The 14,625-nt window shown below is 46.6% G+C and carries 13 protein-coding genes; 3 read left to right on the top strand and 10 right to left on the bottom strand.

Going from position 1 to position 14,625, the window contains the following annotated elements:
* Positions 1–103: 103 nt before the first annotated feature.
* Positions 104–742 carry an adenylyl-sulfate kinase gene (gene cysC / locus H7T88_RS00360; RefSeq protein WP_221786438.1) on the top strand — a complete coding sequence of 213 codons (639 nt, stop codon included), beginning with the start codon at positions 104–106 and terminating at the stop codon, positions 740–742.
* A gap of 112 nt (positions 743–854) precedes the next feature.
* Here the strand turns inward: cysC and H7T88_RS00355 are convergent, their stop codons facing one another.
* The 9 genes from H7T88_RS00355 to H7T88_RS00315 all read right to left on the bottom strand — a co-directional run bounded on the left by H7T88_RS00355 (position 855) and on the right by H7T88_RS00315 (position 10,797).
* Entirely contained in the window at positions 855–2,651 is a 1,797-nt protein-coding gene (locus H7T88_RS00355) for an ABC transporter ATP-binding protein (protein WP_260510635.1), read from the bottom strand.
* Between the two features lie 20 nt (positions 2,652–2,671).
* A complete protein-coding gene (locus H7T88_RS00350; protein ID WP_221786436.1) occupies positions 2,672–3,868 on the bottom strand; it encodes a nucleotidyltransferase domain-containing protein in 1,197 nt (398 codons plus the stop codon).
* On the bottom strand, positions 3,858–4,340 hold the full coding sequence (locus H7T88_RS00345; protein ID WP_221786435.1) for a lasso peptide biosynthesis B2 protein: 483 nt from the start codon (positions 4,338–4,340) through the stop codon (positions 3,858–3,860). Before H7T88_RS00345 ends, H7T88_RS00350 begins: the two co-directional genes overlap by 11 nt.
* Before the next feature lie 4 nt (positions 4,341–4,344).
* Positions 4,345–4,644, bottom strand: a complete 300-nt coding sequence (locus tag H7T88_RS00340; protein WP_090919998.1) for a lasso peptide biosynthesis PqqD family chaperone — start codon at positions 4,642–4,644, stop codon at positions 4,345–4,347.
* Positions 4,641–5,585 carry a phosphoenolpyruvate carboxykinase (ATP) gene (locus H7T88_RS00335; RefSeq protein WP_154886806.1) on the bottom strand — a complete coding sequence of 315 codons (945 nt, stop codon included), beginning with the start codon at positions 5,583–5,585 and terminating at the stop codon, positions 4,641–4,643. The genes H7T88_RS00340 and H7T88_RS00335 overlap by 4 nt, the downstream gene beginning before the upstream one ends.
* A 138-nt stretch (positions 5,586–5,723) precedes the next feature.
* Complete coding sequence (locus H7T88_RS00330) at positions 5,724–5,861, bottom strand: paeninodin family lasso peptide (protein WP_123065008.1); 138 nt, start codon at positions 5,859–5,861, stop codon at positions 5,724–5,726.
* Between the two features lie 41 nt (positions 5,862–5,902).
* A complete protein-coding gene (locus H7T88_RS00325; protein ID WP_154983027.1) occupies positions 5,903–7,834 on the bottom strand; it encodes an asparagine synthase-related protein in 1,932 nt (643 codons plus the stop codon).
* Entirely contained in the window at positions 7,831–9,099 is a 1,269-nt protein-coding gene (locus H7T88_RS00320; protein WP_221786434.1) for a sulfotransferase family protein, read from the bottom strand. Before H7T88_RS00320 ends, H7T88_RS00325 begins: the two co-directional genes overlap by 4 nt.
* Positions 9,100–9,456: 357 nt before the next feature.
* A complete protein-coding gene (locus H7T88_RS00315) occupies positions 9,457–10,797 on the bottom strand; it encodes an MFS transporter (protein WP_261769205.1) in 1,341 nt (446 codons plus the stop codon).
* Between the two features lie 257 nt (positions 10,798–11,054).
* Between H7T88_RS00315 and yhbH the strand changes: the two genes are divergently transcribed.
* Both yhbH and H7T88_RS00305 read left to right on the top strand, forming a co-directional pair.
* On the top strand, positions 11,055–12,221 hold the full coding sequence (yhbH, locus tag H7T88_RS00310) for a sporulation protein YhbH (protein ID WP_154886815.1): 1,167 nt from the start codon (positions 11,055–11,057) through the stop codon (positions 12,219–12,221).
* Positions 12,218–13,654 (top strand): SpoVR family protein, encoded by a 1,437-nt coding sequence (locus H7T88_RS00305; RefSeq protein WP_154886817.1) that lies wholly within the window; start codon positions 12,218–12,220, stop codon positions 13,652–13,654. The genes yhbH and H7T88_RS00305 overlap by 4 nt, the downstream gene beginning before the upstream one ends.
* Positions 13,655–13,838: 184 nt before the next feature.
* Here H7T88_RS00305 and H7T88_RS00300 read toward each other — a convergent pair whose 3' ends face one another.
* Positions 13,839–14,534 (bottom strand): hypothetical protein, encoded by a 696-nt coding sequence (locus tag H7T88_RS00300; RefSeq protein WP_221786433.1) that lies wholly within the window; start codon positions 14,532–14,534, stop codon positions 13,839–13,841.
* Positions 14,535–14,625 lie beyond the last annotated feature (91 nt).

The raw sequence follows: 14,625 nt of genomic DNA, 5'->3' as shown, positions 1-14,625 counted from the left end.
TACAGACGGTTCACGCTTCTTTGACGGATAATTTTCATGGTCTATAATCTAGCAAATATGTTAAAATATTATACTAGGATTAGTTGAAAAGAGGTGGGATAACATGTCGAAGGAAGATCGTCATATTACTTGGCAAGCATCGAGTCTAAATCGACAGGATCGGGAGAATAACAACGGTCATCGCAGTCGTACGATATGGTTTACAGGTTTATCCGGAGCGGGCAAATCCTCCATTGCCTTTGCACTGGAGAGAACCCTGCATGAACAAGGTGTTCGCTGTTATGTGCTTGATGGTGACAATGTACGGCATGGATTGAATCGGGATCTCGGTTTCACCGCTGCAGATCGCCAGGAAAACCTGCGTCGCATCGGAGAAGTAAGCAAGTTGATGGTAGATGCGGGACTACTTGTGCTTTCGGCATTCATTTCCCCCCACGCACAGGATCGGGAGATGGTCAGGCAGCTGTTTGAACCGGAGGATTTCATCGAGGTTTATGTTCGTTGTTCTATTGAAGAATGTGAGCGGCGTGATCCCAAGGGACTCTACAAAAAAGCTCGCAAAGGTGAAATCCCTCATTTTACTGGTATATCTGCTCCCTACGATATCCCAACCTCTCCTTCATTCGTCATTGATACCGAACAATGCAGTATTGAGGAAGCTGTTCAAGAAATTGTGCAACATCTGCAGCGAATCGGTGCCTTACATCTTCCTGTACAGGCCAACTCATCTCTGACTTATTAATTCAATTCAAGAAAATATAAAGATAAGAAAGGCGTCCCTCTGCGGCACGCCTTTTTTCATTCTAGTAACACTCGCTTCTCTTTAATTCGTTAATAAGAATATAATTTATGGTTTACTGTCCAGCAGCACCAGCTTGCATATGAAGCAATTTGCTGAAAGTGCCTGACGAATCCATAGATAATTGCTGATATCCGCCTTCTTGGATGACCCGCCCTTCTTCCAAAACAATGACACGGTCTGCTGTTCGGATCGTGGAGAGCCGATGTGCAATGACGATAATTGTGACGTGGCCCTTCAATCGTTCGATCGCTTCATGGATATGCTGTTCATTTTCACTGTCCAGTGCACTTGTGGCTTCATCCAGTACCAGTACAGAAGGGTTACGAAGCATGGTCCGAGCCAGTACAAGACGCTGACGCTCTCCACCGGACAGGCGTATGCCACGATCACCTATAATGGTATCCAGGCCTTGCGGAAGCTTGCGAACGAATGAAGCGGAAGAAGAAAATTGGAGTGCCCGCCACATCTGTTCTTCACTTGCATCCGGATCAACCAGACGTAAGTTCTCACGAATGCTGGTATGGAACAAAAAAGGATCTTGTGAGACATACCCGATCGAACTTCTCCAGTTCAATAACTGTTCCTCAGTCAAGGGTTTTCCATCAATCAGGATACGACCACTCTCAGGCTTCACCAGACCCATGATCAGATCAACAAATGTACTTTTACCAGCCCCCGACTTCCCAACAATAGCAGTCATACCTTGAGCAGGAATATATGCTTGCACATTCTTTAATGCATACGTGTCACTTCCCTCATAACGGTAATTCACATCCTCACACACGATGCTTTTTACCAGATCGATTGGAGCAATAGGCTGTGAAGCAGAAATACCTGTCTCTTTCCTTGATTCACGGATCTCACAGTTCTTCTCCGTTTGATCCTTCAACTCTCTCACGATCCGAAATGCCGGCAACATTGAACTGATGTACTCCAGATTAGACTGAATCGCTGTAAACCTTGGCCATAATCGTGAAAAAATCAAAATAATTAATAACAGGTCGGCTGGTGGCACCGACATCACCTGTAAAGAAAGGTAAATAAACGCCGCAATGATTATCGCCGCTGACACCCGATGAATGAGCTGTGTACCTGTATTTAACTGACTAAACTGCACCACATTACGTTCAATTTGGCTACATATACGATCAAACCAGCGGATATGCAAATTTTCCAGCATATTGCTCTTAATATCCTTAATTCCGTTGAAATGCTCCGTGATCCCGTTGTAGTAGCTCTGCGAGAATTCGGAAGTCTGATCTCCAATCTGTTTGGCACGCCTAACAAACTTTCTTAGTAATACAAATAACAACAAACCACTGACAAGTACAAGCGATGTGAGCTTTGCGGATAACCAGAAAGCCAGCCCGATCTGAATCGCTGTAAAAGTCAGCGAAGCTGCCATCTGCAGGACTAGACTTGTTCCCTGACTTACCCTGGCAAGTTCTGTGGTTAATATATGGTTGAAATCGGATTTTCGTTTTTGGAGAAAAAAAGACCACCGTGCCCGAAGTAGTGCACTGTAGGTTTCCAGACGCAGCGTTCGTATGAATTGCTGCTGAATACGGGTATTGCGAATCGTCTGAAGACGCTGCATCCATGCCTGTCCTGAGAGGATAAATACAAAAGCCAGTAAAACAAGTAGCAATTGACCATTTTCCGAGAATCGGTGGAGTAGCTCCGTTAACCAGGGGATATGTATACCAGAAGAGCCCATCTCAAAAACACCAATTAAACTTAACATAGGAACAAGCATGTAGATGCCGATTCCTTCCATTAAACCAATCAAGATCATAGCTAGCAGATTCCAATATAATATAGGCCCAGAAATATGATGCAGTTTTCGCATGAAATAATTTAACTCGGAGATCATACCTTTCCCCTCTCTGCCATCGTGCTTTTTTTGAAGCGCCGCCAGAACCAGAGAAATGGACGTAACGGAAAATACAGAAAAAACAGGGAACGTGGTAGCGGGAATTGATGTACGTCCCAAGTACTTGGATATAACCGCTCAATAAAGAAAAACCATTTTTGCCTCGTACTACGAAGAGAGAATAAATAAGATGAATAGTTGTGTAGCTCTTCTGGACTGTCTAACATTTTGTTCATAAACAGCGCACCTTCTCTCGCCAGTCGCTTTCCCATGCGCTCACGCGTAGCCATAATCGATAAATACGGATCGCCCAGCGGGGTATGCAACAGATCCGAAACGAGATGTAATGTCTGGGAACCGATGGATAGACGTCCTTCTGCTTTCAAACGACGTTCTACCTTTTTCATGTCGAGCGGCATCGAACGAATCATCTGATCGATATCCAGTAACCACCGCAGTCTGAACCAGCCGTGTCTTGCACCATGCGTCACTAAATAAACCCATAGATCCTCTCTTTCAAGCATACGTACAGGTGTCTGGGTGTACGAACTGAATCGGCTTCGTTTCCACAACAGTTCAAACTCCGTTTCCCGGCCAGAATCAGGGTTAAGCCGCCAATGGATCTCCACTTGAGTACGTTTGACCGGATGAACATAACAGATATGATGCTCCCGCCACTTCCAGCTACGAACAGTAAGCGCCCTTTCTCCTTCTTTGCACTGGTAACCAAGGTCGACAAGAATACGGCCAGCTTCCTCCACATTCTGAACTGGAATTAAAATATCCAGGTCTTTCGAAGTCCGCATGGACACATCTCCGTACAAATCATGAGCCAGAGCAGGCCCTTTCAGTGTAATCGTGCGAATGCCACGCTCCCGAAATGCTCCACACACTTGCTCCATTTCGGCTGTTAAATGTAACATACGGAAGGTATTAATCGTATACTGCTGTTTCAAACTCCCTAAAACTGCTTCGGGAATAAACCGCAGATCCAGCATTTTTAATTTCACATAAATAACAGAATACAGACGATGATGGACCACAAGTTGTAAAAAAAGTGGCCAATCCATCTCGTGCAGTCGGCCCTTGATCTCCTCGGAAGTCAGATCTGCCAGATCATCTCTAAGCAGGCTCAAGATTAGCTTGAGCTCCTTCGGAAACCCTGTGGAATACAGTTCAGTTTCATGCGTCATAGACAATCTCTCCAGATCCCTTCTCAGGACATCGTTTGCCAAACACGCCGACGACCGTATATTGATCCATCGTATCTGCTCCAGTTACGATCAGTTTTCCACTTCGTAGCCAGGCGTGTGCCATCAGTTGTCCTTGCTTATTCCTTGCGGTACCCATATATAATGTACTCGCGATATTACGCCGTTCCAGCATTTTCATTGCAGCTATCGCCATAACAAGACATTGGCTTTCCCAAAACGTATATTTACTAGCAATCATAACGGCTTTCGATATGTTTCTTATTTCCGTCACTTGAGTCCGATTCAATCCAGTAACAGGTGTTTCGACCATAGGTGTACCAAGCCTCGGAGCAATTTTGGCAAACGGCCTTGCCTTCTGCACTCTAGCCCATCCTAGCAGGATATAAGCCTCCCATACCAAACGCCTTATCCTACCTGGAAGCGAGAAATAGGACTTCACTTTACGAAACATGTTCCTACACTCCGCGCGAAATGTTGATTAAACCTTCACGTGAGAGGTGTTCCAAAAAAGCCACAACCTGATCACGGCATTGTTCTGCCTGAATGTCATATTCTGTAGCAAGCGTCTCAATCAATTCATTCAGCGTTCTCTCTTCTGCAATCAGTTCCCAGATTCGTCCGCCTGTACTCCCCAGATTGTAATATTTCCCTGAACTGATGCTCATCATCACCTTTTCGCCACCCATATCACTGACCAAGTTGCCATCCTTCTGGATTACGACGTCATTCGCATCGATAGGTGTAATTGCTGTCATATTTCTATCTGCACTCCTTTGCGTATATGATTAATGATCCGATCCACCATTTCAAATGCTGTAAAATGGTGCCCCGTTCTGCTAATTCTGTTAATCTCCACACTGGCTGAAAGTCTTGAAGCTGTTTCAAACAACCATTGAGCGAGTCCTTGGCGATTCACCAGTCCACCGCGAAAGGTATGAGAGCAGAGCAAGTGCAGACGTTCCAGACCACTTACCTCCTGCAAATACACAGAACCAGATTCCTGGTCCGGCTCAGGTACAAGTTCGTAGATTCCCCCAAGTGGAACAGCCCTCTCGTGAAAGTAGTGCTGAACCGGTATGGCGTATTTCGTAATTTCAGCATGCACCGTTGCATAATCCTGCTGCTTCATTCCGAAGCCTTCCAGACTAGGCTGCCATAATTTCTGCTGGGGATATCCGGGGGATACGATCGCTCTGCCTCCAGCATCCCAGGTCAAGGCAACCACATCATCGGTGAGAAGAGGATATCCGCGTGAGGCCAGTGCCGCTGACAAGGTAGACTTTCCCGCGCCAGAATGCCCAACGAACGCGTAGGCCCAACCATCAATCACAACTGCGCTTCCGTGCAGAGGAAGAATACCACGCTGCATCATAATCACGGACATGCATGTCCCGAGGATAAACAGCCTGACTTTTTTCGGATCGGCACCAGATACTTGAGAGACAACGATTCGTTTGCCATGCTCCATGAAAAAAAGACCCGTATCTTCGATTCTGAAAAAAAGACAACCGTCTCGCGCCACAAAGTTGTCGCTACCAACATCCCATTTCTCCCATAACCCTGCCAGATCAAAAGACTCGATCTGTACATCAGCGACATCCTGCTGCGTTTCAGCAGTCAGAGTTGCGCGCTGCAACTCAGGCATCGGAATCTGACTCAACCAGCGTAAACCATAAGCTTCATAGTACAAAGGCAACAATAAAGGCGCCTCCTTCATTTATAGATATGAAAAAAGCCCTGATATTCACAAGCTCAATATTAGGGCGGAGGCGAAAAAGCTGGATTGGTTGCATTTCCGCCCTTTAAGTATGAACTAGCTGGGGAAACTACTAAATTAGGACGTTGGATCGTACATGTCGGCATCGTGAACAGTGATCCAGTCGATTTGTCTGTATCCTACCCCTGCCATCGTTTCATTCACATCCAACACTTCAAGAACGGGTGCTTGCCATTCCTTTTTTTCGTTTTGCATCGTTTTCACCTCCTTTCAAGAGCGTATACGTTTGCCTTGGATCAAAACTTCTGAATAAAGCGGTATACAATTAAACTGTGCATCATCAAACGCAAATCCGGATGGGATGCCAGTTCGGGCCTGGGACTTGGAAAATTAGCCAGAGCTGATTTAATCCGATCCGTGTTTAATATGCCGGCAACCTGACTGTCAGAACACAAGGTTTGCAGTTCCGAGGTAAACGTCTGCCAGTCAGGCAAAATACGGTGTAGCCAGTCCGCAGGTTGTACGCCCCGTACACGCTGATTAAGCCTCACTTTGTCCGGCAATTCCGGTGATGTAGCTCGGCGAATGAGGGAACGATCCGTTCCCTGTCTTACATATTGCTCAATCGGTACGGAGAGACAAAATCGGATCACTCTTGGATCACTTGTGGGATCGCGTTCCCATGCGCGGTAACGAAGGGAACATTTGGTGGCGACGGCCCCATTTTTATTTGCAATCGCTAGATTGTTGAACTTGTCGGCTCGCACCTGTAGTGCATCGGCTCGGGCTCCGCCCTGGAGTACAAGGATGGATTTAAGTCGCTCCAGCACGCCTGTTCTCCGGGCCAGATCTGGATGAATCAGCTGTGCTCCTGCAGGCTGAGCTGTCCCCTTGTTATTTCCTTTGAACCAGTCTGGGAACGCTTTACGGCCTGTAATACGGGCGATGCGTGAGAATGCCATCCCTGTTCGTTCGCTGTACTGTTGCATCTCACGGAACCAGCGGAAGTATCGGCCACTTTTCAGTAGACTAGCGTAATAATCAAGTGCAGGTCCCCATGAGATCGTAAAATTGCCACGTGCGCCTGTCAGCAAAATACCGGCATCCTGCTCACTCGCTTTTTCATAAAATCCACGGATCCAGAATGAATTTTCAAAGTATTTATAAGGCATCTCCATCATGTTCAGCCACGTATCCACTTCACTGAGCGGACTGCGTCCTTCAAAATCGAGATAGTTCTCCGAGATATTGCCTACGTGATTAATGGTGGAACGAATAAATGGTCGCTCGTCTGCTAGCAACGTTTTCGACGTGTAATCCGTAAAATCCGGAACAGGCACGTAGCTATAAGCTTGTAGCTGCTTCCCCTGACTCCGGAGCGTTCCGGAAGCAAAACCCGCAACAGCTCCTGAATCCAGTCCACCACTTAATGCCGCTGCAACCTGTCTATGCGTTCGTAAGCGCGAACCTACGGCTTGGCTAAACACCTCACGAAAAGCTTCTACATAGTCTTCATCCGATTTGAGTCGAAGCGGTTCGACATCATCCCAGCGATGATATTGCCTGAGTTCGATCCTCCCGTTTCGAAACGTCAGCGTATGCGCAGAGGGCAACTGGTTCACTCCGCGATACACCGTGGAATGAATATCAGCCGAATCGTGCATGTCAGGGATGGCCAGAAATTCGGATAACCAGTTTTCGTCAAGTGCCTTCTGCACCCCTCCAAGCTCAAGCAATGGCTTCATTAACGTACAGAAGGCAAATCGCGAACCGTCATGTCGGTAATAAAATGCCCGCATGCCCGTAATATCCCTCGCAGCAAACAACATGCGGCGGCGTTCATCCCAGATCGCAAATACAAAGTCCCCTAGTAGATGACCAGCTACATCTTCTCCAAAACGCTGGTATGCACGGAGAATCAGTTCGCTGTCCGCCAGTCCAGCCAGCTCTGCTCGTGAAATCTGCAACTGATCGGCCAGTTGCTCACGGTTATCCAAAATGGCATCTGAAGTAATGGTCAATTGACTTTCTTCATCATAGAGAGGTAATTTCTCGTTTACGGACTCCAGCGTAATCCACTGAGCATGGCAACTAAGAAACGCTTCATCTCCTTTCCATACCCCCGTTGTATCTGCCGGGATATGTCCAAGACTTGCGTAGAGCCGCCAGCTGTCCTCCCATAGTGCTTGCTGACCTTCTGTATGTACGATTCCGGCTATGGCGCTCATGACTTTCCTCCCCGAACGATCTTGCGCTGGGATGCCCATGCGCTAATTCGATGACCAAATGGTATCCATGATTTGATTCGTTGTAATTTGCTATGGGCAGCATGAAGCTGTTTCTTCAAACGTTCCCGCTCCGTATACCCACGTTCCAGCCGCTGATCCGCTGCGCGAAGAGCTGCCTGCAATTGTCTGATCGTGGCCATAGCGGCTAGTGACGGGTCAATCTTGGGGCTTTCCTTCTCCTCACTGCCGCTGTGGATCGGAGACCGATCCTTGGCTCCATTCATCGGCGCATCCATGCGGTAATTTGGCTGCCAACGACACTCCGTTGCGAGTACTAGCTGTTGCTTGAGCCGCTCCAATACCTCCGTATCCGGCTCTGCCTGAAACTGGACTCCCGTCCAATCTTCAGCTTCTTGTAGCTGTTCACTGTACCCCATCCGGTGGAACAGGTTCGCACCGAGTACACGGCAATACAGTTCAACTTCTTGCCGCTCGAGTATGTTTTTCCAGTTGTTAACAGAACCTTGATGTGCCTCCTGATGTGAAGAGAGGAAGGGGTCCCCGACGCCCATACTATAGAACATGTCAGATTTCGTACTATCCACAAACTGACCATATCGCTCCATGCCTTGTTCATAAGTAATGCCTAGAAAAGCACATAACTTCTCCAGTTCTTCCTGAGGTTTCATAACGAGCTGTTCATATTTTAATTCGTAGGCCAAAGGATGAGCCTCTGCAAAATAATCATTCAATCGAGTTAGACCAAGTGTCAGGTCTACGGCTTTCATATTGAGTTTTGAATGATTCAGACTCTGAATCAGATCAAAACCTTCGCCGGTATGGCGATTTACTTTTTTAAAGGATGCCGCTACAGAAAGGGGGTTACGCTGAAGATGAATGCGTCTGGACTGCGGAAACAATCGATCCAGCCATTCAAGCATATAATAATAACGCGGAGATTTATCAACGATGAAGTCTGCTCCGCTCCCTTCCAGAAATCCATTATATATTTCAAGAGCAAAGCTTCTGCACGCCTTTTCGAAAATATCTTCGGACACCATCGCTTGATAAAATTGACGGATGATGGAACTGCCACCGTAAGCGCGAGAGTCGGCTTTGGACAAATCGACGAGATTCATCAGAAACCACATCTCCTGCGTGGCAAATATGCGACTATGATTTTGCAGCATAACGGTAGATAACGAACTGCCACTGCGGGGAATGCATAATAAAAAGACAAGTCCGTTTCCTTGCGTATCTATCAATGGCAGCCTCTCCTCTGTAAATTTATAAAATTATGCCGTGGGATCGGATCGACCGGATGATCATTACCTTGGAAATGACAGGGAATTTCGACACTCTAAGATACAATATGTATTTATACCTTTACTCTATGATACAAAATGTATCATGTCAATCTTTTATTTTCACCTTTTCATAATTTATTCACTTGCCGATGATCTAAGTACGCAACAATGCAAAAAAGCCTCCAGTTCCTGTTATGAGATAAACAGAATCTGGAGACCGAGATAATCAATAACCGATACGACACAATGACTATATCCATCTTATCTAAACCAAGCTGACCTAATCTAACCTAACCAATTGAAACCAGACTAAACTTATCCGGTAAAGGTAACATCCTTCCCTTTTCCAGCCATACCTAGGCCTTGCATACGTTCCAACTCTTCCTGGTCGGCTGACTGAGCATCCTGCATTCCTTTCTGTACCTTCACGGTTAATAATACCGCAATGCCTGCTACAAAAAAGAAGATCAGTGACAGAATGCCCCAGCGGGTAGAACCTGTAATCTGTCCCACGTAACCAAATACAAATGGCCCAAAGATCGAAGCGAACTTCCCTGTAATGTTAACAAATCCAAAATACTCCCCCGTTCGTGCAGCCGGCATCAGATTGCTAAACAAGGAACGTGCCGTCGATTGACTAATCCCTTGCACAACGCCAACCAACCCTGCGAGCACATAAAAGTGCAGAGCTTGGGTCATAAAGTAGCCAAGTATAACGATACAAATATAAATACTTAAACTTACCAATAACACCTGCTTTGCTCCCCACCGCTGCGCCCAAGCACCTAGAAGCAGTGTACACGGGAAACCGATGAATTGCGTAATTAGTAGCGCCAACATCAAATCCGATGTACCAATGCCAATGCTTGTTCCATAGATTGTAGCCATCAGAATAATGGTATTAATCCCGTCATTGAAAAACCAGAATGCGACCAACATCCGAAGCAACTGCGGAAAACGCCGGATCTGACCGAAGGTTTGCCGTAATCTGCGTACGCCAACCTTTGCATAACCTGTTGCGGATGCAGGCAACTCAGACGAGGCTGGCCTTCTAGGTGCATAGCGGAAGATGGGAAGGGAGAACAGTAGCCACCACATCGAAACTGAAATGAACGCAAGTCGCGTACCTGCAAGTGTACTCGGCATGCCGAACCAGCCCGGCTGCTGAATCATTAACAGATTGATTGCAAGCAGTAACCCCCCGCCTATATAACCATAGGCATAACCTTTGGAGGATACCATGTCTCTTCGTTCTGCGGGAACTAAATCCGGTAACATCGCATCATAGAATGTATTTCCTCCGGCAAAACCAATCGTGGATAACACGAGCAGGGTAGACGCAAGCAACCAGTCTCCTTCTCCGATCACGCTGAATCCCAGCGTTGACACAATTCCTGTTATCGCGAAAACTCGCAGGAAGTCCCCTTTTCGTCCCGATAGATCAGCCAGTGTTCCTAGCAGCGGAGTTAACAGCGCCACACACAACATTCCAATAGAGTGTGTATAAGCAAGGTAAGAAGCTGCCGTATCCTTATCCAATGTTGCCGCAGCAACAGAAGCATAGAATACAGGTAGCACCGCCGCAAGCACGGTTGTAGCATAAGCCGAATTGGCCCAGTCATACGTAATCCAGGCTTTTACTGCACGTTTATCCACACTTAATCCTTCCTTTACATGCATCAGGGCTCGATGCTCAGAATCAGACCTTTTTCTCTATTGTAAAGGAAAGATATCACATATGATCATGATTTTTGTAAAATTTAAACATGTACCTCGCTCCAGCCTATCCTAAGGCAATTGCAGCGTATTTCATTCATTTTAGTTGAGATCGCATCACATATCGTCCCCGCCCGTGAATATACTTAATTACCGACAGGCCAAACTGTGCCGCGTAATCAATGGGGGGTGCCTACATGTCAAATTCACACCAGCCTTACTCGTTCGTCGTATCCCGGGAAGATTGGTCGCTTCACCGCAAAGGGTACCAGGACCAGCAGCGCCATCAGCAAAAGGTGAAAGATGTCATTAAGCAGAATCTGCCCGATCTGATCACCGAAGAAAATATTATCATGTCCGATGGAAAACAAATCATCAAGGTACCCATTCGCAGTCTGGATGAGTACCGTTTCGTGTATAACTACCAAAAGCAAAAACATGTCGGTCAGGGGGACGGTGACAGTCAGGTTGGCGATGTCATTGGCCGTGATCCTGCGTCCCAGAAGCCGGGCAAGGGCGAGAAAGCTGGCGATCAACCAGGTCATGACATAGTGGAAGCTGAGGTCAGCATTGAGGAATTGGAAGATATTCTTTTTGCCGAACTGGAATTGCCGGATCTGAAACAAAAGGATAAAGATTTGATCGAGACACATACCGTGGTCTTCAACGATATTCGCAAAAAAGGCATGCAGTCTAACATCGATAAGAAACGAACCATACTGGAGAACCTGCGCCGCAATGCAACCACGGGCAATCCGGGCATTCATCACATCAGTCCGGATGATCTCCGCTACAAAACGTGGGAAGACAAAATCATCCCTCAGTCCAATGCCGTCATCATCGCCATGATGGATACATCCGGGTCGATGGGATCATTTGAAAAATATTGCGCCCGCAGTTTTTTCTTCTGGATGACTCGTTTTCTTCGTCGTCAGTATGAGAAAGTCGAAATTGTGTTTCTGGCTCACCACACGGAAGCCAAAGAAGTGACGGAAGAGGAATTTTTCACTCGTGGCGAGAGCGGCGGTACGATCTGCTCCTCTGTATATATGAAGGCACTGGATATTATCGATAAACGTTACCCGCCTACCAGTTACAACATCTACCCGTTCCATTTCTCGGATGGCGATAACCTCACCTCGGATAATGAGCGCTGTGTGAAGCTGATCGGGGAATTAATGAAGCGCAGCAACATGTTTGGTTACGGTGAAGTGAACCAATATAACCGCAGCAGTACACTCATGTCTGCTTACCGCCATATTAAGATGGATCAGTTTATGTATTACGTCATCAAGGAAAAAGGCGAGGTGTACAAAGCGCTCCGCAGCTTTTTTCAAAAAAGAGAAGGAGGCAGCCTAGGATGACCGATGAAATCCGCGAACTGGAATACGCGATTGCTGAAATTATGGAGATTGCCGATGGATTCGGCCTCGACTATTACCCGATGCGCTACGAAATCTGCCCGTCGGATATCATCTACACCTTTGGTGCTTACGGCATGCCAACAAGGTTCAGCCACTGGAGCTTTGGCAAAACGTTTCACAAGATGAAAATGCAATATGATTTTGGCCTGAGCAAAATTTATGAACTCGTTATTAACTCCAACCCTTGCTACGCCTTTCTGCTGGATGGCAACTCTTTGATTCAGAATAAATTAATCGTCGCCCACGTACTCGCACACTGCGACTTTTTCAAAAACAATGCCCGCTTCTCCAAATCCAACCGCAATATGGTTGAAAGCATGGCCGCCACGGCGGATCGAATCAGCAATTATGAGATGGAATATGGCACGGAGGCGGTTGAAGCCTTCATCGATGCGGTAATTGCCATTCAAGAACATGTGGACCCACAGCTCATTAAACCGCGGCACCTAGACAAACAGCGTTATATGGAGATGAAAATTCGCGAACAACGTGGTGATAAAGCCCCTAAACCGGAAGGTCAATATGACGACCTGTGGTCGCTCGACAATCTGCAAACTGAGGAAAAGTCCACGGATAGTCTGCAAGTGCATCATTTTCCACCAGAGCCGGAGAAAGACATTATGTGGTTCATCCAAGAGTTCTCCGAGGTGCTCACCGATTGGCAACGGGATATTATGAGTATGATGCGTGAGGAGATGCTCTATTTCTGGCCTCAGATGGAAACGAAAATCATGAACGAAGGCTGGGCTTCGTACTGGCATCAACGTATTATACGCGAACTCGATCTGAGCAGTGAGGATACCATCGAATTTGCCAAGCTGAATTCTTCCGTTGTGCAACCGTCCAAGCAGAGTTTGAATCCATATTACCTGGGACTGAAAATCTTTGAAGATATCGAGCGGCGCTGGGATCATCCGACACGCGAGGAACAGGAACGTTGGGGACGTCAGCCTGGGCAAGGCCGGGCCAAAATGTTCGAAGTGCGCGAGTTCGACTCCGATACCTCGTTCATCCGTAACTACATGACCAAAAAGTTAACCGAGGACCTCGACCTCTACGTGTTTGAGAAAAAAGGACCCGACTGGAAAATTACCGACAAGTCTTGGGAAAACATCCGTGACCAGCTTGTATTTTCCCGCATTAACGGCGGCTCTCCGTATCTAGTCGTACAGGATGCAGACTATCTGCGTACAGGCGAACTCGTGTTGAAACATCAGTATGAGGGCATCGAGTTGGATCTGAAATACATGGAGCGCACGCTTCCGTATCTGTACCGTCTCTGGGGACGCACAGTGCATGTAGAGACCCGTGTGGAAGATAAACCGATCTGGTTCACCTATGACGGCAAAAAGCACCATCGCAAGTTTTTATAGGCGGGAGTAATAATATTTGAAATCATGACCACCCGTCCAACGGGTGGTTTGCTCTCGGAGTATAACCCCTGTTGCTAAACTCCGCCTAAAAACGCTAGCCTGGCAGCAGGGTTGTTCAGGCTCAGTGTTATTTGTCACCTTGACTTATCAGTTAAACTGGTTTTACTTCTTTTGCCTCCGATTACTACTGAATGGCTCTTCGTATTAATTTTTCATTCAGCTTCGTCCAAAATTTTCGATTTCCGTATTCGTACTTGAGCTGGGAATGCTTCTCGAAGTCAAGGGAATTCAGCATCTTTGACCATTTCAGGGAAGACGGTCGAACGTTAGGCTTAGCTTCTTCGCCTTTGTTCCATCCATTCTTAACAAGACTTTCATATATCAAATGGAACTCGTCCATGTCGAAGAGAATCGAATACGCAACGCATTTTTCTTTATGCCCATCTTGGGCATCCTTCATTTTATATTCACCAATCGCGCCCATCGTCGTCGATTTCGTTTTGAACTCGAATCCAGCCTGTGAACCGTCTTTGTAAACAAGAATACCGTCCATCATGCCTAAAAAAATTTGGAATCGAACGCCGTTATGCTTAACTAGCTTTACGCCCTTCAAGTTTTGCTCCCATGCGGGTGTTTTGTCAGACATTCGATCAACGGTGAACTTCACACCGTCCAAACGTTCAGCATAAATCAGATCTTTTTGTACCGTGCCGCATGTAGCGGAACCATTACGAACCCAACGTTTCTGATACGGAAATATTACTTGTTCATCCTTATCACCCTTCAACGTCTTATAGAACAATTCGCGTTCACACTCGGACGCAGAAAACGGCGAGAACGTTACACGTCCCTTTTCAAAATTGATTCGTTTCCGATTCATCAGGTTCCAAAGTTTCCATGTTTAGCAGCGCCATTTCTAGCGGCTTATCAGGCAACAGGTGAAAACAATCGAAGTGTTTTTTTATGTTGGC

It is taken from the genome of Paenibacillus cucumis (ex Kampfer et al. 2016) (assembly GCF_019748695.1).
GTDB lineage: Bacteria > Bacillota > Bacilli > Paenibacillales > Paenibacillaceae > Paenibacillus > Paenibacillus polysaccharolyticus.
Note: the sequence above shows the minus strand (reverse complement) of the source record. Positions and strands in the feature narration are given on the sequence as shown.